Genomic DNA, 21,172 nt, shown 5'->3' with positions numbered 1-21,172 from the left:
TAAAATATCACTATAAAAAAGTCCTGCGGCTCTGGTCGCAGGACTTTTTTATAGTGATATAATGTGGGAAAGCTAGTCTTTCAGGCTTACGTCCCCAAACTTGGAGATAACCTTGATCCTGGTACCGGTACCGGCGCCCACTCTGCCTTCGTAAGACCGGGTAGAGGTACGGGGGGATCTTTGCTCCTGACCGGGTTGATTAGTAAGCGACACCTTTACGTTGTTTGGATACCTGAATTGTCCGTGGGTGACCGTCACATCAAAATTGCTTTGCTCGGCTGGTAGCACTACCGACGAATAGGCTGCCTGGATATCTACATTCTCCGCCGATTGCGGTAGTTGATTGATCCGGAAGTTATCGGAGTAACTCACCCTTACTTTGCAGTATTCGGTGAGCGTTCCGATGCTGGCACCTGAGTAGTCAATATCGGCGTGCAGCCGGTCTACTTCACGGATATTGAGTTTTCCGAATTTGTTGATCAATGTTAAAGTAGTGGCGCGGTCTAACTGCAGGTCGCCATAGCGCATTTCCAGCTTACCACCTTTCATGGTTTTTATATCGGCATTGCCAAATGCTACCTGTATGACGTTCTGCAAGTTGTCAAGGTCAGTGGCAAAAAAGTTACCATGCTTTGAGTTGACAGTAAGTGGTGCATGAAATACCGGTATGTTGGTATCACCAAACTTATTATGTACCACCAGTGCATTACTCTTTGGCATATTAATGGTATAATCAATCTGGATAAAGTTTTTATTCTCCCTGCTGGTGCTCTTCCAGGCGCTCCAGTTGTTGCTCCCAAAGTGATCCCGATCAATATTCGTGCGGAGGCTGATCTGACTACCTTCGCGCTTTTCATCAATGGTCACCGAACTCAGGTACTCCTGGGCGCGCTGGTCAGTAGGTGCATTGGCTGTGATCACTACATCTACCCGGACATCTTTTTTATCCCACAGGTTGACCTTTACCTGGCCAAACTGATTGTCGACCATGAGCTGATCTTTGGCCGTTACGTCAAATACTTTCACGATAGTCTTACGTTTTTCGACCAGACCAGCGTCGTTATCCATCAGGATGATATCCCGCCCTGGAACTACTATGCATAAGGCTGGTCTCCCCGCAGGACGAGGCCCATCGGGACCGGGTCCATCCAGACCGGGTCCATCCAGACTAGGGACGTCCAAGCGTGGCGCGGCCAGACGTGGCCCTGCCTGTACACTGAGTATCTGAATCAGCGTGAGCAGACTAAATAATGGTACTATTATCTTTTTCATGGCTTTTATCGGCCTCTTTGATTCGTTGAAGAATAGTTAGTTGTTGATTGAGCAGGTCGAGCTGCCACTGCAGGTTCTGGATCATAGCCTGGATCAGGGCCTCCTGGTTCGGAGCCTTGGGAAGTTCAGATTTCAGGTTCTGATAGTTACGTTCCAGGCGGTCGAGGTCACCCGAGAACTCTTTGTATAATTCGGGATTGTCGCTGGTGAGCCGGACGAGTTCGTTGCGCTTTTCGTCAATGGCTAGCGAGTACTGGTTAAACTCCCGGGCATAGGTAGGCACTACCAGGGCTACTTTAGGATCACGCGTGACCCCGTATTGATTATTGAGGTAGTAGACATAAGACATTCCCACGGCCATTACTATTCCGGCGGCTATGCGCCAGTCGAGGTAGGCTTTGCCCCACCATTTCAGCCGTTTTACTTTGTTTGTTTTGGGAGCTTCTCCAAACTGCTCCTCAATACGTCCCCATAGATCGTCGCTCGGCTCAAAGCTGTCGAACGCCTCACGATTATCCCGCACAAACCGCTCCAGCCGATCTTTCTTATCAGAAGGCTTTCTCATCGTATTATCAGATTGATTAGTAAAAAATTATCAAATGGTATTAGGGATTAGGTTTAGCAACTAGCTTACGGTTTACTTACTTTTTCGCTTTACTCCATTCGCACCCTCTTCCATTCTACTTATTTCATCAATTCCAGCAATTTTCGTTTGGCCCGCATGTACTGAGTTCGGGAAGTAGTCTCACTGATACCGAGTACTTCGCCGATCTCTTCATGGTCGTAGCCTTCAAACAGGTACAAGCTCAGCACCACGCGATAGCCTTCGGGGAGGCTTTTCATGGCGCACCGGATGCGCTCCACTTCGTACGATTGGTCATCTTCCAGGTAGGCCATTTCTTCCGAAGGGCTGTTGGCTTCTTCAGCTTCCTGCCATTCATCGATTTCGACCCATTGTACTTTACGGCTTCTGAGCTGGTTAATTGCCTTGTTCACCACGATCTGCTTCAGCCACGCCCCGAACGTAGACTGCTGCCTGAACTGATGAATATGTGTAAACGCATCCACAAAAGCCTCCTGCAAAGCATCCTCTGCTTCACCCACATGGTTGAGCATCCGCAGGCAGACGTTGTACATGGCTTTAGAGTAATGCTTATAAAGCTCGTACTGTGCCTTGCGTTCGCCTTGCTTACAGCGCTCCACCAAATCGACATGCCGGTCGGTGTAAAGTTTTGTTTCCAAGCAGAAGGAGTAATAGTTGAACGTTCTGAATCAAAGACACTGACCGGCGATAGGGCGTTGCATCCGGAGTAGAATTTTTTTAAGATAGTGGTTGCAACAACATTCTGAATCAGCTATGAACAAAGCTTTCAGGGTGGTTGTTCTTTAAAAAGCTAGCGTAACTTTGCCCTCATAAAAGAGAATTACTTTCATGAAGACCTTCAATATCCCTGATTTCTATCGTAGCCGTATCATTACCCCCATCAAAGAGTATCGTCGACAAAAAGACAAACTCAAGCGGGACTTTACTCCTACGGTGCTGGATTTCGGTCCGGTACGTTTCCTGATCGCACGGCACTTTGGGTTCTGCTACGGGGTAGAAAATGCCATCGATATAGCTTATAAAGCCATTGCTGAGAACGAAGGCAAGCGCATATTTCTACTGAGTGAGATGATTCACAATCCCGACGTGAACCGCGACCTGCAGGATCGGGGGGTACAGTTTATCTTGGATACTAAGGGCAATCAGCTTATACCCTGGGCTGAACTAACGCCGGATGATACCGTAATTGTACCAGCTTTTGGTACTACCATAGAAATACAGAACAAGTTGGCCGAGCTGGGTATTAATGCTTACCAGTATGATACGACCTGTCCCTTTGTGGAGAAAGTATGGAAGCGTGCCGCTCAGATCGGGGAGAAGCAGTATACCGTAGTAGTACACGGTAAGCCTACCCACGAAGAAACCCGTGCTACTTTCTCCCACAGCAAAGAAGGAGCGCCTACGATAGTAGTCAAAGATATGGCTCAGGCCCAGCGACTGGCTACTTATATTACGGGAGAATCTACCCCAGAGCAATTTTACGAAGAGTTCAGGGGGCAGTACTCCGAAGGCTTCAACCCAGCGCAGGACCTGCGTCGCATCGGGGTAGTCAATCAGACTACTATGCTGGCGGCGGATACGCAGGGAATAGCTGATTATCTGAAGCAGGTCATGATTTACCATTTTCATCTGGCGCCTGAGCAGGTAGATGAGCACTTTGCCAATACCCGCGATACACTCTGCTATGCTACCAATGATAATCAGGATGCTACCTATGCTCTGCTAACGCACCCGGCCGACTTTGTGATAGTAGCCGGAGGTTATAACAGCTCCAACACCTCGCATCTGGTAGAGTTGTGCGAAGAAAAGCTGCCTACCTACTTTATTGCTTCAGCCGATAAGCTACTGGATCGCCAGTTGATCCGCCACTATAATTTGCATACAAAGGAAGAGGTAGTGACGGAAAATTACCTGCCGGAAGAACCTGTTACTATCATGCTTACCTGTGGCGCCTCCTGTCCGGATGCGGTCGTGGAGGGTATCCTGATGCGGCTGCTGTCCTTCTACGAAGGTATCCGTCCGGTAGAGGAGGTGATGGAGATATACAGATAACCACTATTATACTTAATATAACACAGCGAGGCAAGGTACTAACCCCTGCCTCGCTGTGTTATAGATAGCAGATGTATTTATTGAACGGCTCCCTGAATAGTCTGGGCTCGCTGCAGGTGCATCTCCAGAGTAGGTACCTTACTGGTTGCCCAGGTTTTTAATTCTGCATCCTTTCCTTCCTGGCTCATTTCTCTGAACTCCTCAATATCTTTCTTGTGATCTTGTACCATCAGGTCCATGTAGGATTTATCAAATTCTGCTCCGGTCTTTTTGGACAGTTCATTGTATTTTTCCTGCTTTTCAGAACTGAGCGAAGTAGGCAGGGTGATGTTTTTCTGCTGGGCCAGAGCTTTTAGTTCCTCGTTGGCCTTGCCATGATCATTGACCATCATCTGGCCAAACTCCTTCACCTGGGCCGCCGATCCGTTTTTCTGAGCAAGTTCCCCCATCTGTACCTCAAACATACCTCCGTCGGCAGCGGCTACCGCAAACTCGGCATCGTCTTCCATGGCATCGCCCATCCGGGCTTCATTTTGTTCTTCGGCCATTTCAGCGCTGTCATCTTTTTTGGTTTCGTTACAGGCTACTGCCGCGAACAGACTTGTCGCCATCAGTACATTCAATGCTATTCTTTTCATAGAAATAACTAATTTAAAGTGAGTGTTAATAATGCTCTAAACGTAGTTAAATATCTATGCCAGCAGTTACTTCAGTAGCTTATGAGGCGAGAGAGCGCAGCCATGCTTCCAGTTCCTGCTGCTGACGATGGTGGTGGCGCAGGTGCATTTCGCCTACATGGTACCACTCCCGGGCGGTAAGCCAGCCAAAGGCCGGTTGCAGCGCCTTATAAGTACTATCGTCGGCCGCTATGGCTTCCATGAGTGCATCAGAACTGGGGATGAGCTGCGCAAAGAGGGTACGGTACTCATCGCGGGAGCGTCCTACCGGTTCAGGTACCCGCAGTGAATCCGGCGGACGCAGCTTAACAGGTGGAAAGCTATTGTACTTAAAGAGGTTTCTTCCTAGATCATTCAGTTCGCCACCTACTTGTCCTTTACGTCTTTCGGTACAGCGTTTGGCATTGGCCAGAAAAAAGTAGGTAGTAGCCAGGTACAGGTGTTCGTACATCTGCGCCAGCGACCAGGCTTCGGCGGAGGGCTTTGCTGCGAATTGCTCATCGGTATAACGATCAAGTGCCGCGACGTAGCCACTGGCGGAAGTATTGAATCTATGCTGGATCTCGAGGAGTCCCATAGGTATATTGTTAGAGTGGATACGCTAAAACTGCTCTAGAGCCTTGTCATTCATCATAATCCTGAGGGGACCAATGGGGCGGCCCTCGTTATGCAGACGATCAACTGCAGTAATGTAGTAAGCATATCGCTTGCCGGGCATAGCGGTAGTATCCAGAAAACGCTCTCCTACATGACACAGACCTACAATACGACGTGGATCGCGGGCGCTGGGCGTATGCTCCGGGTCGAATCGATAAATGACGTAGTACCAGGCCTTGTCGCCATCTTCGGCGGGTTCGGGTGCTTCCCAAAATAGCTCAATTCCACGCGGATGTACCGTAGCCTTCAGGTTCTGAGGGGACAATGGGGGCGTATTATCCTTCCAGGGCATGGTAGGTATCAGAGCGGGGTAGCGGTACAGATCGTTGCGCAGCGAATCTACAAAGCCAAGGCTGTTGGCCTTCATCGAGCGTGAACTAAAATAAATACTTCCTTCAGCACCGTGCTGGCGCAGATACCGTACCTGATTAGGTATCTCCCGCGGATTAGCCCAGGTCTTATCCAGATCTTTATAACCGGCCCGGTAAGCACCCTGACCAATGTACAGGTGCCGCTCAAATCGGTTGTTGCTCCACCAGTCTACCAGATTCCGGTAGGGTACTTTATTAAATCCGGAAGAGAAGTATACCTGGGGAGCTACGTAGTCAATCCATCCTTCTTTGATCCACTTGCGGGTATCGGCAAACAGGTCATCGTAAGAAGTAAGGCCGCCGTAGGTTTCGGAGCCATCGGGTGTAGCATTACGGTTGCGCCATACCCCAAACGGGCTTATGCCAAACTTGAGGCGTGGATTCACCTCCATCAGTGCGTCGTGGATCTGTTTGATGAGCAGGTCTACGTTGTGACGTCGCCAGTCGGCTTTGTTAAAAAATCCCTGGCCGTATTTTTTATAGGTTTCATCATCCTGTAAGGTTTGTCCCCGTACGGCATAGGGGTAGAAATAATCGTCAAAGTGGATACCGTCTACATCGTAGTTTTTGGCAATGTTAACGGTCATATCCGTTATGAACTGACGTACCTCGGGCAAACCAAAGTTAAAGAGCTTGTAGCCGTCGTAGCTCAGTATCCAGCCGGGCTTGGTATAGCTGAGGTTCTGGGGAGATACGCTGGTGGAGGATTTATGAACCAGCCGGTTGAGATTGAGCCAGGCATGAAACTCCAGTCCCCGGCGGTGGGAAGTCTCTATCATGTACTCCAGTGGATCGTAAAAGGGCTCAGGCGCGCGACCCTGCTGGCCTGTCAGCCACTCCGACCAGGGTTCAGGGCTTTTGGCGTAGAAGGCATCGCCGGCCGCACGTACCTGTACAAATACCGAGTTGATACCATTTTGCCGATGAAAGTCCAGGAGTTCTGCAAACTCCCGCCTCTGCTCATCCGGCTGCATGTTCTTTCGGCTAGGCCAGTCGATATTATCTACAGTGGCAATCCATACGGCCCTGAATTCGCGTTTGGGAGGTATGTAAGGCTCGGGTTGTTCAGACACAGAGGATTGCGCCTGACATGACACCATCAGAACGGTACTGAAGAAAAGACTGAAGGTTAGGGCACGGAAATTTTTCACAGAACCAGACTACTGAAAGTTAATTTACTATCTTCAAAGTAAAGAATTTTAATGCGAAAGTCGTAAGTACAGGAGGATTCAATTTCACTCTTTGTCGTTCCTTACGGAATGGCCTTAATTAACTTTATCGCATTTTTCGGGTATAAAGTGTGTGCTTTTGTGATTTTAATGAAAAATAGTACCTTTCAATCTAATCCGCAGATTGGTCTAACTCATACTATATTTTGGAACCATACGTAAAAACGCCAAAGAATACATTACTATTTGAAGTAGCCTGGGAAGTTTGTAACCAGGTAGGGGGCATTTATACCGTAATCCGCACCAAAGTACCAGCCATGGTAGAAAAGTGGGGCGAAGATTATTTCCTGCTGGGGCCTTACTTTCCGCAGAAGGCTGCCTCTGAATTCGAACCTATATCGGATCTGGATGATTCGCCCGCCGGGCGTACGGTACGCCGTATGCGCGAATTGGGTTATACCGTCCACTATGGCTATTGGCTGGTGACAGGTAAGCCACGGGTTGTCCTGTTTGATATTCAGAGTATGGCTCCCCAGCTCGACAAGATCAAGTACGGATTGTGGGAACACCACCGGATATCTACGCTTAACGTTGAAGAGCTGGTTAATCAGGTACTGCTTTTTGGGGAGGCCACACGCGTATTCCTTACCGAATTTGCCGCCGAAAACGCCAGGAAGTCTGAGATAGTAGTGCAGATGCATGAGTGGATGGCAGGTACTGCCTTACCTGATCTCCGACGTGATAATGTAAAAGTAGCGGTTACCTTCACTACCCATGCTACCATGCTGGGAAGGTACTTGGCTCAGAATGTGGAAGGATTCTATAATAAGCTTCCGTTCTTTGACTGGGAACACGAGGCCCGTAACTACGGCATCGAAACCCAGGCGACTATAGAGCGGCTAGCCGCTCAGAATGCGCATGTACTCACTACGGTAAGTGATGTGACCGCCCGCGAGTGTGAGGTGTTCCTGGGGCGCATGCCGGATCTGGTTACTCCCAATGGTCTGAACGTGACCCGTTTCTCGGCGGTACACGAGTTTCAGAACCTGCACGTCAAGTACAAGGAGCAGATCCATGAGTTTGTGCTGGGGCACTTCTTCCCGAGCTATTCATTTGACCTTGACAAAACGCTCTACTTCTTCACGTCCGGACGCTTTGAGTATAGTAACAAAGGATACGATCTTACGCTGGAAGCGCTGGCACGCCTGAACTGGAAGATGGTACAGGCCAATATGGATATGACAGTAGTGATGTTCATTGTGACCAAGCAGCCTTACTACTCTATCAATGCCGATGTACTGCAGTCCAGAGCGGTACTGGATGAACTTCAGGAGACATGTACTGCTATTGAGAAGCAGGTAGGGGAGCGGTTGTTTCTGGCGACAGCCGCTGGTAGCGACCACAAGATGCCCGACCTGAACAACTTCGTGGATGAGTACTGGCGGCTACGCCTGCGCCGGACCATCCAGACCTGGAAAACCGAGCGATTGCCTGCTTTTGTCACGCATGACTTGAAGCAGGACGATGGTATCACCGATTTTTGCCGTAAAGCTAATCTGGTAAACAATGAGCGTGATCGGGTTAAGATTGTTTACCACCCTGATTTTATTGCCTCTACCAATCCTTTATTTGGACTTGATTACGGACAGTTTGTTCGGGGATGTCATCTGGGGGTATTCCCAAGCTACTATGAGCCCTGGGGGTATACGCCTCTCGAGTGTATCGTACGTGGAGTACCTACAGTAACCAGCGACCTCTCGGGCTTCGGTGATTATATCATGCAGATCATGCGTGACTACGAGAACCGAGGTATCTACGTGATCAATCGCAAGTCGCAGAACTTCACGCAGGCTGCCGATCAGTTAGCCGATATACTGTTCAAGTTTGTGAGGATGCAACGCCGCGACCGTATTATGCAACGGAACCGGGTGGAGAATATTTCTGATATTTTTGACTGGACTAATCTGCGCTCCTACTACGATACCGCCCATGACCTGGCCATCAAGCGTAAGAAGCCCTAATGAATCGAGTCATTTGTATATAAAAAGCGAAAGCCGGTTGATCATCAACCGGCTTTCGCTTTTTAGAGTACCCATGGTCTGAATTGCTACTGAAATAATGTAAAGTCGATTTTATCATATACCGTTTGTACAGTATCCAACTCAGCATTATAAGGGCCGTCGATTAGCTGTCCCATGGTAAAGGGCAGGCTTTGGGCAGTGCTCCGGTAGTCATCTCCCATTGTAATCCGAATACTTTTTAACCCCTCGGGCGTATTAGCTTCCAGAACGAGTATACCGTCTTTCTGGCTGCTTAGTTCCTGGTTCTGCTTATAGTCGGGAAGGTACACTAAGGTAGAGTCACCCTGATAGACCCGCAGGGTATTATACTCTGTACGCAGAAATTGTCCCTGATCCCGCAGTGGGACCATCTGACCTGATTTAAGAAAGTACTGTTCTCTGGCTTGAAAATGGCCATTCAAAACTTCATTGCGATAGACATCATGAGGGGGCTTGCAGCCTCCTGCAAGCAGCACTAAAAAGCATAGTAGAGGAAGAGGTTTCATGTGGTATTCAGGTGTTACTTTAAAGTATAGATGGAGGGTTGATATAAGTTGGGTACAAAAGTAGGTGGTTTACACTTAACGGAGGCAGCCGCTAAAGAAGTATCAGTCACTTAGCAGCATTTGTGTTTATACTTATAGGAGCATTGAGTACAACAGCGCATAAAAAAAAGGTCCGGTAGAGCTGAGCTTTCCCCGGACCTTTTTTGTGAGTATGATACTACTGGTGCTGCTCGCGGAGCAGGTCATTCACCGTCTTCACCGGATTGAAGGTGACAAGAGGTACCTCTACGAACAGGGTATTCCAATCAGCCATAGAGCCATTCCAGAGTCCCGGTAGTTCCTGGGCCTTCAGGTCTTTGCCATCCTTGGACTTATTGGAAACGAAGCCCGTCATCGGATCGCGGAAACGACGCAGATCGTATGCCTGACCATGGCGGTTTTTCATGGCGCCTACCAGATCTACGGGATTGAAGTGTGTAGCATTCTTGAATATAGATTTCTGCGATTCATTATCCATATCTACCTGTGCTGATTCCACAATCTGCAACGAAGCTGATCCGTCGGCATTGTCAGCCCAGAAAGGACCACCACCAGGCTCGCCTTCGTTCTTTACCATACCGCATACACGTAAAGGACGGTCCAGTTTACGGAGGAAGTAAGCAGCCTTCTCATCGTCTGACCAGCTGGTGTAGCCCTGTGGAGGGCGAACCGAAAGCTCTTCCTGGAAAAAGCGGTCCAGCTCTTCCAGCAGTGCAGCATCCTGTCCTTTCTCAAGCTTCTCTATATAGCTGAATATCCGCTTTTGGTAGCTGAGGAGTATGCCCGCCAGTGCTTTTTTATAGGTGATGGTAGTATCTTTCAGACGATCAGGTACTACGTTATCAATATTCTTGGTGAAGATAACATCCGCATCAAGACCTGCCAGATTCTCGAGCAGTGCTCCGTGTCCGGCCGGCCGGAATAACAGACTACCGTCTTTCTCGCGGAAAGGCGTGTTGTCCATATTCACGGCAATGGTATCGGTAGAGGCTTTTTGCTCAGAGAAAGACACGTAGTACTTCACCCCGAAGCGGCTTTCGTACGTAGGAAGTACCTCTACGACCAGCTTTTCAAATTTATCGCGGTGCTCAGGCGATACAGTGAAGTGGATCTGAACCCTTCCGCCGGCATTAGCGTAGAGCGCGCCTTCTACCAGGTGCTCTTCCAGTGGAGTTCGGGAGCCATCTTCATAACGGTGAAACTCAAGCAGACCTTTGGGAAGGCTACCGTAGCCCAGTCCTTTATCAGTCAGGAAATATTCCGCTATTGTCTTACGGTCGGCTGTATTGATGTCTTTGCCGTCGGCCGTCAAGGCTTCCTGCAGATCATTGTAGAAAGCAAACTCAGTCAGACGCTCAAAGAACTCTTCGACTGACTTGTCGCTTTTATCCTGCTCCAGGAACGCAAACAGCGACTTAAACATCCGGGTAGCGGCTCCCGAAGCCGGGACAAATTTGAGCAGGCTTATTTCTCCTTCGGCGGCACTTCGGTCAAACTCAGCCGTTAACTGCTGAATCTGCTCGTCCGACAGGCGTATGATACCTTCACCAACCGTAGCTGCCTTTGAAAGCGGCAGAAAGGGGAAGCCATCTATGAAGTAATTAATTTGTTCTTCTACGAGCGCGACATCACTGCCACGCTCTTTTATAAGCTGTAAATCGTCATCATTAAACATAGTCTTGTATGTAGGTTTTAGGATAGGAAGTATAGTTTAAAGGTTTAGGTTTAAAAAATTTTTCGGGAAAAGAATTAATCAATTCAGGATCCTCAACTTAGCAAAGCTTAGAAGGAGGGTCTTCTCCCCAACGGAATCAAATTTGACGACGGCTTTACGATCGGTACCGTTAATATCTACCTTGCTCACTACTCCAAAGCCAAACTTGGGATGCTCGACGCGCTGCCCCTCGGTAAGGCCGGAGGTATCACTGGGGGTGAAATCAGAAGAAGGTACATGATTACTGGCGGCAGCCGGTTTGCTGGGAGCAGCCGGACGCTGGCTCATGTTCTTCAGGAAAGCCATGGGAGCGGGTGATGTTTCGCGCTCAGCCAGGCTCCGGGTAGTCTTGGAAGAATTGAGGTAGCGCTGGTCTACCTCCATCAGGAAGCGACTGGGCTCACACATTTTCAGACGGCCCCACTGATAGCGGCTTTCGGCGTAGGAAAAGGTAAGTTTTCTCTCCGCCCGGGTAATGGCCACGTAGAACAGACGCCGCTCCTCTTCCAGATCCTGCCGGCTCTCGAGCATCATCTGGCTGGGGAATAGGTCTTCTTCCATCCCTACTACGTATACATTACGGAATTCAAGCCCTTTGGCCGAGTGGATGGTCATCAGGGTGATGCGATCATTATCTCCATCCTCATCGGGTTCATCAGCATTAGTCAGTAGCGATACCGACTGCAGGAATGAACTTAGCGACTTATCTTCAGTCTCGGCATTATCTACGTACTCCTTGATGGCGTTGAGCAACTCCTGCACGTTCTCGTAGCGCGACAGACCCTCTACGGTTTTATCCTCGTACAGTTCACGCAGCAAGCCGGAGGTTTTAGCTATATGCGAAGCTACCTCATAAGCATCTTTCCCCTGCTCGATCAGGAGTTTGAAGCTTTTGATCAGCGTTGAAAACTGCTCAATAGGTGCCGTAGAGCGGCCACCTACATACTGATGTATGTTACTTACTACCTCCCAGATAGGTACCTGGCGTTCGGCAGCCGTGACGGTAATCTTGGCTACGGTCGTATCGCCAATGCCGCGCTTAGGTAGGTTGATGATCCGTTTGAAAGCTTCTTCGTCCTGCTGGTTGACCGTGAAACGCAGGTAAGCCAGCAGGTCCTTGATTTCCTTACGTTGATAGAATGATAAGCCACCTACAATCCGGTACTTAATACCCAACTTGCGCAGGGCTTCTTCAAAGGCCCGTGACTGGGCATTAGTACGGTATAAGATAGCGAAGTCAGTATTGTGCAGGCTGTGCTGCATCTTCTCTTCGAAGATAGAGGTAGCAATCAGCCGGCCTTCTTCATTGTCAGAGTTGGCCTTGATGACTTCGATAAGGGTACCTTCGTCATTTTCGGTGAAGACATTCTTTTTCAGCTGCGCCTTATTTCGCTCAATAATGGAGTTGGCGACATTGACGATGGTCTGGGTAGAGCGATAGTTCTGCTCGAGCTTGATGGTACGTACATCCGGAAAGTCCTTTTCAAAGTTCAGGATGTTCTCGATGTTGGCACCGCGGAAGGCATAGATACTCTGGGCATCATCACCTACCACACAAATGTTACGATGCACCGCCGACAGCTTTCGCGTAATGAGGTACTGCGAAACGTTAGTATCCTGAAACTCATCTACCATCACGTGCTGGAACTTGTGCTGGTACTTATGCAGTACTTCCGGGAAATCCCGGAACAGCACGTTGGTATTGAAGAGCAGGTCATCAAAGTCCATGGCATTGGCCTGGAAGCAACGTACTGTATAGGCTTTATACAAGCGACCGATCTCAGGCATACGGGCCGCGTCGTCATCCGCCTTAATAATAGCGTTGTTCAGGTAGTCGTCTGCCGACACCAGGCGGTTCTTGGCACCCGATATGCGGTTGAATACGACATTAGCCTTATAGGTTTTATCGTCCAGGTTAAATTCCTTGATAATACTCCGCAGCAACGACTTGGAGTCGTCTGTATCATAGATGGAGAAGTCGCTGGTGTAGCCCAGGTAGCGGGCTTCGATGCGCAGTATCTTGGCAAATACAGAGTGGAAAGTACCCGTCCAGATATTTCGGGCCTCATTACCAATCGCCTTCTCAATGCGCTGACGCATTTCGGCAGCGGCCTTATTGGTAAAAGTCAGGGAAAGTATCCGGAATGGGTCTACTCCATTCTCTATAAGATGGGCGATGCGAAAGGTCAGTACACGAGTTTTGCCTGACCCCGCACCGGCTATGATCATCAGAGGGCCATCCCCGTGGGTGACCGCCTGGCGCTGAGGTTCATTCAGACTCGACAAATAATCATTCATATATTTTTCTCCTCGTTTCCGTAGTCTACTACTATAGTAAAGCCCAAAGTTAGGAAAAACCAAAGAATGATTATGTCTTCAGCTATTACTCTACGGGAGCACTTACAATATGAGCTACGCGCCAGAGTCCTCTGAGTTCGTCAGCAGGAACACTTACACTGCCTCCCAGAGGATTATCAGAGTGTAAAGTCAGATAGCGCTTAGTCAAAAGTTCGTTTTCTCGGATACGTTTTACAACAAAGAAATCACGATAAATTACGGCAAACACCCCACCCGATTGGTAGATCCAGTCGCCCGGATCAACGGGGACTACCATTACCTTGGCTCCGTTAACCAACTGCGGACTCATGCTATTACCAGAGATCTCAATAATGATTGGATCACGCAGGCCTTTTACAGCTTCTGTACTTACACTGTAGGTTTCCAGGTCAGTATAGCGGAATCCATCCGTATAGGTCTCTACAAAGCTGGCATGAAACTTAATAGGGACAAATGGTACCTCTACATAGGAGATCTCATTAGCTACCATACGGGCATTGGAGGGATCAGCACCATTAAGCACTGGCTGTACTCCACGCAGAAGATAGTCAGCGCTTACCTGTGGGTAATGATCCAGAATTCGAATAATGGTATCATAGGATGGCTTTGCGCGTCCGTTCAGGATATTATAGAACTTAGACGAGTTCTCGTCCAGATCCTTCGCAATCTGGTAGATGCTTATACCAAGAGCATCAAATACCTGCTTCAGGCGTTCCTGTACAGAAGTTTCATTATCGAATTTAGCAGCCATCTATATGTGAGGTGTATTTTTTATGATAAAACTACATCATAGTTATGACACAAAAGTAATAAATGGAAAGCAATATCGCTACACCTATCCTATAAAAAGCTTTGTGTAAGCCTATGATTATATTTAAGCTGCCATAGCATTATGAAAGCAGATAGTTGGGTATGAGGTTATTGCTAGCTCCTGCATCAATCAGTGGAAGTACAGCGTATAAGGATGCGTGTGTACTGGTTGTAGAGTCTGATTACTTTCTCCTCTACCTACTCACAGTGCATAGAGCTTAAGCTTTGCCCTGTATGGGAGGAGGTGATGCCTAATCAATATAAAATTTTCTTTTATATATTGGAGTTTAGTATTTCATTCATTATCTTTCCAGAAAGGAACATCAAAGTAGCTGCCACTGGGCAGATTTAGCGAATTGTAACTACAAGTAAAGGGTAGAAACAGGGGTAGGTTTGCTTTGATGAAGATAATATTCGTTTTTTACAGTATAGTATACAAATAATAGTACTTTGTCGTTTGCTGCCAAGGAACCGGTAGATGAACAAATTGTTAACTGGCTTTCAGAATAAAATTTGTTTTTTTGTAAGCAAGAGGTTAATTTTCGAATCCAAATTAAGGGTAATAGGAAACTTAATTTGCACAGGAGCCGTTAATAGTCCAAATTGCGGAAGCCGGTATAGGGTGAATTTAAATTATTGATTGTTAAGACAATAGCTGTTGATGCGGCTGCGTTTTTTACGATGCTTGCGCTTTGAATAGTACAACTAATTGTTTGACTTTTTAAAATGTGTTAAAAAAACTGAAGAAGCCTTTGCATTTTTTTAAAAGGAAAACACATACTTTTGTAAAGCTCTGTATTATACCTTAATCAAAATTTTATTTTACAAAGAACCTTTAATTCAAATTTTTCTTTTATTCACAACCAAATTCTAAATTAACCCTTTAAAAGTAAGTCTGATGGAAAAGAAAGCGACGACTCCGGCACCCGCAGCCAAGCCTGCAGCAGCACCAAAGAAAAGCAAAGGAGGTCTAAACCCAGCGTTGGTAATCCCGGCCCTGTTTCTGATTGCCCTTGCAATCTATCTCTTTGTGTTGGGGTCTCCCGATCACTTTATTGATGGTGATCACGAAAAAGGTCCAAAGCCAGGTGATTATTATGGTATCGTTTACAAAGGAGGACCAATTGTACCTATTTTGATGACCTGTTTCTTAATTGTATTGGTGTTCACTATTGAGCGTCTGATTACGTTAAGCAAAGCAAGTGGAAGTGGTAATATTGATGCTTTTGTACGCAAAATCAGAAGCCTGCTTGACAAAAATCAAATTGACGAGGCTATCCGTGAGTGTGACAAGCAAAAAGGATCAGTTGGTAATGTAATCAAAGCTGGTCTTGAGAAGTACAAGCAGCTGATAAGCGAGACCAACCTTGATAAAGAGCAGAAGCTAGCCGCCCTGCAGAAGGAAATCGAAGAAGCAACAACTTTGGAGATGCCTATGCTGCAGAAGAACCTAACTATCATTGCAACTCTGGCATCTGCATCTACACTCTTAGCGCTTCTAGGAACGGTAATTGGTATGATCAAGGCTTTTGCCGCGTTGGGTACATCTGGTCAGCCTGACTCCGCTGCACTTGCAACAGGTATCTCTGAGGCCTTGATCAACACGGCTCTTGGTATCGGTACTGCTGCGATCGCTACGATCTCTTACGCTTACCTAAACAGCCGCGTTGACGACCTTACTTATAGCATTGACGAAATCGGTATGAGCATCCAGCAAAATTTTGCTGCGCACTATTAATACTCATTTTTCGTTAATATAAAAAAAACTTATATATTTGAGGTATGGGAAAAGTAAGACCTAAAAAGCATCCTCCCGTAACGGACATGACTGCCATGACGGATGTAGCGTTTCTGTTACTTACGTTCTTTATCATGACAGCTACCTTCAAATCGAATGAAGCTGTTGAGATTGCCACACCAACGTCTATTTCTGGTATTAAAGTCCCTGATGAAAACATCATGATCATCAGTATCGATAATTCAGGAAAGGTTTTCTTTGGTGTTGATGCGCAGGCAACTCGCGTTGGAATGCTGGATAATATCGCAGAGTCTAAGGGAGTTTCCTTTACTGATGCGGAGAAAGCTAAATTTTCTCAGTTTGCAAGCTTTGGTTTCCCGCTCAATCAGCTGAAACCCTGGTTAGGCTTATCAGTAGAGCAGATGAAAGCAGTAAAGCAGCCTGGTATTCCAGTAGACTCTACCGGAGTTAGTGAGTTGGCTGACTGGGTTTATGCAGCTCGTAAAGCGAATCCACAACTTAGACTTGCTCTGAAAGGAGACAACGCAGCTAAGTTCCCGGTATTTAAGGATGTACTTACGAATCTGCAGTCGCAGAACATCAACAAGTTCAACCTTATTACAGGTTCAGAGCAACCACCTTCGGGATGGGCTCCTGATGAGGATCAGCAGTAATTATAGCAAGTGAGGTATCACCTGAACAAACAGTAATACAATGGCAGAAATAGTAGACACCGGTGGGGGTGGTAAAGGCGATGGTAAAGTCCGGTCCAAAAAAATGTCCACCCGGGTGGACATGACACCGATGGTGGACTTGGGATTTCTCTTGATCACGTTCTTTATGCTCGCGACAACGATGACTAAGCCAACATCCATGACGCTTAACGTACCTGATAAACAGGATAAGAAAGAAGAGCAGCAGACAGAGCCTCTGAAGGCCTCTAAGGTGCTAACTATCTTTATGGGTCGTAACAACGACATTTGGTATCTTGATGGCGTTGCGGCTGATGATGATAATGCTGAAACAGCTCTCAAGAAGGCCAGCTATGGTACGGAGATTCGTGATGTTATCTTTAAATCAAAGACACGCATCAACTCTCAGAACCCAAAGGATGAGGCTGGTAACGACCCTTTTGTGGTGGTACTAAAGCCAACTCCAGTTTCAACTTACAAGAACATGGTTGATGTACTGGACGAGATGGCTATTACCAAGACAAAGCGTTACGCTCTTGTTGATGAACTGACAGACGCAGAGAAGTCGCTGTTAGGCGATCGCATCGTTCCACAGCCGGAACAGTAATTTTTTAAGTATTAAACTCTAAAACAGAAGCGCCATGGCAGAAGTAAGCCAGAATGCAACACTTGAAGATATAGTGTTTGCAAATCGCAATAAGGCGTACGGTGCATATTCACTTCGCCAGGAGTATCGCGGTGTTATCAACCGCGCTACCCTGTTTGGAGCCACACTCTTCGTGCTAGCTATGCTTACTCCGATGCTAATTGACAAATTGTCGGCAGGAGATGAGCAGGAGCAGGCAATGGTAGAAGTGGACTTGATGAAGATACCGCCGCCACCCATTGATCCCGCAGAGCCACCACCACCACCGCCGCCGCCAGTTGAGCAGCCTAAGGTGAACACAGTGAAGTTCTTACCGCCCGAAGTAAAGAAGGACGAAGAAGTTCCTGAGGAAACGCCACCCCCAACTGTAGAAGAGTTGAAGGAAGCGGTTGCCGCAACGGAAACGGTAAAAGGTGATCCAAATGCTGAAGAGATTATTATCGCTCCTGAGCAGATTGCCGCACCAAGCAAGGGTACAGTTGTAGAAGCTGCTCCGGTTGAAGAGCAAGTCTTTACAGTAGTTGAGCAGCAGCCTGAATTCCCCGGAGGAATTGCAGAAATGTATAAGTTCCTCGGGAAAAATATCAAGTACCCAAGTGCCGCTTCACGCGCCAACGTACAGGGTAAGGTATTCTTGACTTTCGTAGTAAATACGGATGGAAGTATTCAGGATGTGCAGGTACTGAAAGGACTAGGATTCGGTACTGACGAAGAGGCAATCCGCGTGGTAAAAACAATGCCAAAGTGGAAGCCAGGTAAGCAGTCAGGACGCCCGGTTCGGGTTAAGTACAACCTGCCTATCAACTTCCAGCTTGAGTAATAAAATATGAAAGATAGACCATTGCATGAGAGAGTTACAATCATAACCTCCATGATGATGGCTCTGGTATACGCAGGAGGAGGCATCTACTTGATTGCCTCCTCCTCGTCTTTTAATCTGATACCAGCAGGTAGTATATGGCGTTACCTGCTTGGTGCAGCATTGATTGCATATGGTGTATTCCGGGGATATCGGGCATGGAAAGGTTTGGATGGAAATCATGTTTAACCATTACCTGCAGGTTATGAAGAGAAGAGCGTTAACTGGATTTGCAGCGATACTCACGAGTACCCTGATGTTTACAGGGTGTAATAGCTCGGATTCACTGGATAATCCGCGACAAGGAACTATCACCATTGCTGCGGACGAATCGTTCCAGCCGGTGGTGAGTGCTCTTACAAAGGCGTACGAAGGAATTTATCCGGATGCTCATTTTAATGTACTGTACCGACCCGAGCAGGAAGCTGTCTTAGCCCTGCTGCAGGATAGTGCTCGTCTGGCCATTGTAACGCGTGAGCTTACAACCAAAGAGAAAGACTATATTCGTGAACAGGAGGGCGCACATCGGGTGCAGCATATAGCCGTTGATGGAATAGCATTAATCACCAGTAAGACTAATACCGACAGTCTTATCACGATGGCGGAACTGGAGCAGATCTTCAATGGGACAATTACGGACTGGTCTCAACTGAAGGGTAGTAATCAGACTGGTAAAGTTACCTTGGTTTTTGATGATGCTAATTCCAGTAATTTAGGCTTTATGTTAAAACAGTTTAACGTAGAAGACGTTACTAAGCTACGGATTTTTACAGCGGGCAATAATGAGAAAGTAATTGACTATGTGCGTAAGAACCCACAGACTATAGGTTTTATTGGCGTCAACTGGATTAGCGATGGAGATGAATCCATTACCTATGAATTATCGAAAGGTATTCATGTAATGGGCGTTTCTGACAAAGCTGAACCTGCCTCAAAGGCAGATTATTACCAGCCATTTCAGCAGGATTTGATCCGCAGAAAATACCCTTTATCCCGCAAACTGTATATTATCAGCAGGGAGGGATTTTCAGGACTGGGCGGTGGTCTTATGACATATATAGCCCGCGATGTAGGAGGTCTTATTATCCAAAAAATGGGACTTGTCCCGGCAGTGCCTTACCCTCGAGAGATCGAAGTAAGATCCGAACAAAATTTTTAGAGTTTGGCACTAATTCTTATATTTGTTAGTTAATAGTAGTAAACACAAAATTTTTTATCCTTTTCCAACCCGGTTAAAAAATGAACATGAGATTGAAATCAATGTTAGGAGCACTCTTTTTGAGTGTGGTTACGCTTGCAACCGTAGTTGCCCAAACTCCTGAAGAAGGATTTGCGAACCTGAATGGGGAGCGTGTGAAAGAGGCTAAAGAGATTTTTACGAAGCTAGCGGAGAGTAATCCTACACCAGAAAGTTACTACAACTTAGGATACTTCTATGTTCGTACAAATCAACTAGACGAAGCGCAGAAAGCCTTTGAAAAAGGCCTTGCACTAGACGACAAGAGCTATCTGAACCAGGTGGGTCTGGCTACAGTAGCTCTCGGTAAGGGTGATAAAGCCAAAGCACAGGAGTTGATTGCCACAGCGGAGAAGAAGACAAGAGGTAAGGATGCTCAGGTATTGTACCGTGCTGGTGAAGCTTACACCTTGTTCGAGAAAAATAATGATCCTGCTGAGGCTATCCGTTTGTTAGATGCCGCTATAAAGCGTGACAAGAACCTGGCTGATGCCTACATTGTCAAAGGGGATGCATTGAGCCTTAAGAATGAAGGTGGTCCTGCTGTAACGGCATATGAATATGCTTTGACTGCTAAGCCTAATTATGCACTTGCTAACAACCGTATTGGACAGATCTTCCTGCGTGGTAAGAACTATAATCAGGCACTTGATTACTACAAGAAAGCTATCGATGCAAATCCTGATTTTGCTCCTGCCTACAAGGATCTGGCCGAGCTTTATTTCTTTGCTCGTCAGTACAAGCGTGCCGCTGAAAACTTCGATATGTATCTACAGAAGAGTGGTAACAACGATCCTGAGATGATTCTTCGTGCGGCTCAGTTTGCCTTTACTGCGGATGATTACACCAAAGCTCTGGAACTGCTTGATTCAGTAAAAGGAAAGCTTAGCAACCCTATTACACTACGTATGTATGGTTGGTCACGCTTCAAGACGAATGAGATGGAGCAGGCAATTAAGGATCTGCAGGAGTTCATAAAGGTAGCTCCTGAGAAAGTAATCGCTGATGACTACAAGTACCTGGGCCGTGCGTATAACAAGATGGCTACCGATAAAGAGTATGACTCTACAGGTATGCAGTACCTGTTGAAAGGGGCTGACATCGATACCAGTGCTACTGAAGCAGCTACAACTTATAAAGAAGTAGCAAACCTGTACTACAAGGAAAAAGAGTTCGACAAAGCAGCAAAGGCCTATAAGAAAGGTATTGCTCTGGATACGGCTAAGGCATCACCTAATGATTTCTATTACCTGGGCTTGGCTTACTACCAGCAGGCTGGAAATATGACTGCCGGCGGTGCCGCAGATAGTGCTCAGGTAGTTCAGGAGAAGAAGGATTTGTACCTGAAGGCTGATTCAGTGTTTGTCACAGTAACTCAAAAGTTGCCTGACTGGCCTTTCGGATATTACTGGCGTGGTAGTTCACTCTACAATGCGTATGGTCCAGAAGCGAACTTGGCACAAGGTATATCTGTACCACACTATCAGAAGTTCGTTGAAGTAGCTGAGCAGAAAGGTGATGTGCCTAAGAGCTTCCTGAAGACTGCGTACCAGTACCTGGCGTTCTACCATCAGAATACTACCCAGGATCAGGAAAAAGCAAAAGCTGCCTGGAATAAGCTTTTGGAAGTAGATCCTAATAACCAGGCTGCTAAAGAAGCACTAGGTTTAGCTCAAACTGCTACTACTCCTGCTCAAGGAGCTGCTAAGCAGAAATAATAAGCTGACTCTTT

18 protein-coding genes are annotated in these 21,172 nt (G+C 47.0%); 8 read left to right on the top strand and 10 right to left on the bottom strand.

What is annotated here, in order from left to right; genetic code table 11:
• Positions 1-72 precede the first annotated feature (72 nt).
• From JUB14_RS17635 to JUB14_RS17625, 3 genes are all read right to left on the bottom strand, one after another.
• Complete coding sequence (locus JUB14_RS17635; RefSeq protein WP_229367961.1) at positions 73-1,272, bottom strand: hypothetical protein; 1,200 nt, start codon at positions 1,270-1,272, stop codon at positions 73-75.
• Positions 1,244-1,837, bottom strand: coding sequence for a hypothetical protein (locus tag JUB14_RS17630; protein ID WP_207507873.1), 594 nt, complete (start codon positions 1,835-1,837; stop codon positions 1,244-1,246). The genes JUB14_RS17635 and JUB14_RS17630 overlap by 29 nt, the downstream gene beginning before the upstream one ends.
• Before the next feature lie 119 nt (positions 1,838-1,956).
• Positions 1,957-2,514, bottom strand: coding sequence for an RNA polymerase sigma factor (locus JUB14_RS17625; protein ID WP_207507871.1), 558 nt, complete (start codon positions 2,512-2,514; stop codon positions 1,957-1,959).
• Between the two features lie 190 nt (positions 2,515-2,704).
• Between JUB14_RS17625 and JUB14_RS17620 the strand changes: the two genes are divergently transcribed.
• On the top strand, positions 2,705-3,928 hold the full coding sequence (locus tag JUB14_RS17620; RefSeq protein ID WP_207507869.1) for a 4-hydroxy-3-methylbut-2-enyl diphosphate reductase: 1,224 nt from the start codon (positions 2,705-2,707) through the stop codon (positions 3,926-3,928).
• Positions 3,929-4,005: 77 nt separating this feature from the next.
• Here JUB14_RS17620 and JUB14_RS17615 read toward each other — a convergent pair whose 3' ends face one another.
• The 3 genes from JUB14_RS17615 to JUB14_RS17605 all read right to left on the bottom strand — a co-directional run bounded on the left by JUB14_RS17615 (position 4,006) and on the right by JUB14_RS17605 (position 6,784).
• On the bottom strand, positions 4,006-4,566 hold the full coding sequence (locus JUB14_RS17615; RefSeq protein WP_207507867.1) for a DUF4142 domain-containing protein: 561 nt from the start codon (positions 4,564-4,566) through the stop codon (positions 4,006-4,008).
• 79 nt (positions 4,567-4,645) lie between these two features.
• A complete protein-coding gene (locus tag JUB14_RS17610; protein WP_207507865.1) occupies positions 4,646-5,182 on the bottom strand; it encodes a DinB family protein in 537 nt (178 codons plus the stop codon).
• A gap of 24 nt (positions 5,183-5,206) precedes the next feature.
• Entirely contained in the window at positions 5,207-6,784 is a 1,578-nt protein-coding gene (locus JUB14_RS17605) for a glycoside hydrolase family 10-like protein (RefSeq protein WP_310586158.1), read from the bottom strand.
• A 224-nt stretch (positions 6,785-7,008) separates the two neighbouring features.
• Here JUB14_RS17605 and JUB14_RS17600 point away from each other — a divergent pair, with 224 nt between their 5' ends.
• Positions 7,009-8,823, top strand: coding sequence for a glycosyltransferase (locus JUB14_RS17600; RefSeq protein WP_207507863.1), 1,815 nt, complete (start codon positions 7,009-7,011; stop codon positions 8,821-8,823).
• 86 nt (positions 8,824-8,909) lie between these two features.
• Here the strand turns inward: JUB14_RS17600 and JUB14_RS17595 are convergent, their stop codons facing one another.
• The 4 genes from JUB14_RS17595 to JUB14_RS17580 all read right to left on the bottom strand — a co-directional run bounded on the left by JUB14_RS17595 (position 8,910) and on the right by JUB14_RS17580 (position 14,209).
• Complete coding sequence (locus JUB14_RS17595; protein WP_207507861.1) at positions 8,910-9,368, bottom strand: hypothetical protein; 459 nt, start codon at positions 9,366-9,368, stop codon at positions 8,910-8,912.
• 217 nt (positions 9,369-9,585) lie between these two features.
• On the bottom strand, positions 9,586-11,082 hold the full coding sequence (locus tag JUB14_RS17590) for a DUF4301 family protein (RefSeq protein ID WP_207507859.1): 1,497 nt from the start codon (positions 11,080-11,082) through the stop codon (positions 9,586-9,588).
• A gap of 78 nt (positions 11,083-11,160) precedes the next feature.
• Entirely contained in the window at positions 11,161-13,419 is a 2,259-nt protein-coding gene (locus JUB14_RS17585; RefSeq protein WP_207507857.1) for an ATP-dependent helicase, read from the bottom strand.
• 85 nt (positions 13,420-13,504) lie between these two features.
• Positions 13,505-14,209: a S24 family peptidase gene (locus tag JUB14_RS17580; protein WP_207507854.1), complete on the bottom strand. Its 705-nt coding sequence runs from the start codon at positions 14,207-14,209 to the stop codon at positions 13,505-13,507.
• Positions 14,210-15,166: 957 nt separating this feature from the next.
• On the opposite strand from JUB14_RS17580, the gene JUB14_RS17575 reads away from it, so the two are divergent.
• The 6 genes from JUB14_RS17575 (at position 15,167) to JUB14_RS17550 (ending at position 21,158) form a co-directional block, all read left to right on the top strand.
• Entirely contained in the window at positions 15,167-16,006 is an 840-nt protein-coding gene (locus JUB14_RS17575; protein WP_207507852.1) for a MotA/TolQ/ExbB proton channel family protein, read from the top strand.
• Between the two features lie 44 nt (positions 16,007-16,050).
• The gene (locus JUB14_RS17570; RefSeq protein ID WP_207507850.1) at positions 16,051-16,680 is read left to right on the top strand and encodes an ExbD/TolR family protein; all 630 of its coding nucleotides are present in this window, start codon (positions 16,051-16,053) and stop codon (positions 16,678-16,680) included.
• A 40-nt stretch (positions 16,681-16,720) separates the two neighbouring features.
• Positions 16,721-17,305: an ExbD/TolR family protein gene (locus tag JUB14_RS17565; protein ID WP_207507847.1), complete on the top strand. Its 585-nt coding sequence runs from the start codon at positions 16,721-16,723 to the stop codon at positions 17,303-17,305.
• A gap of 34 nt (positions 17,306-17,339) precedes the next feature.
• Complete coding sequence (locus tag JUB14_RS17560) at positions 17,340-18,164, top strand: energy transducer TonB (RefSeq protein ID WP_207507845.1); 825 nt, start codon at positions 17,340-17,342, stop codon at positions 18,162-18,164.
• A 244-nt stretch (positions 18,165-18,408) separates the two neighbouring features.
• Positions 18,409-19,362 (top strand): PstS family phosphate ABC transporter substrate-binding protein, encoded by a 954-nt coding sequence (locus JUB14_RS17555; protein WP_207507843.1) that lies wholly within the window; start codon positions 18,409-18,411, stop codon positions 19,360-19,362.
• A gap of 86 nt (positions 19,363-19,448) precedes the next feature.
• On the top strand, positions 19,449-21,158 hold the full coding sequence (locus JUB14_RS17550) for a tetratricopeptide repeat protein (RefSeq protein WP_229367959.1): 1,710 nt from the start codon (positions 19,449-19,451) through the stop codon (positions 21,156-21,158).
• The last annotated feature ends 14 nt before the right edge of the window (positions 21,159-21,172 follow it).

Origin of the sequence: Telluribacter humicola (genome assembly GCF_017355935.1) — a bacterium.
Lineage (GTDB): Bacteria > Bacteroidota > Bacteroidia > Cytophagales > Spirosomataceae > Telluribacter > Telluribacter humicola.
This window is presented reverse-complemented; position numbering and strand designations above follow the sequence as displayed.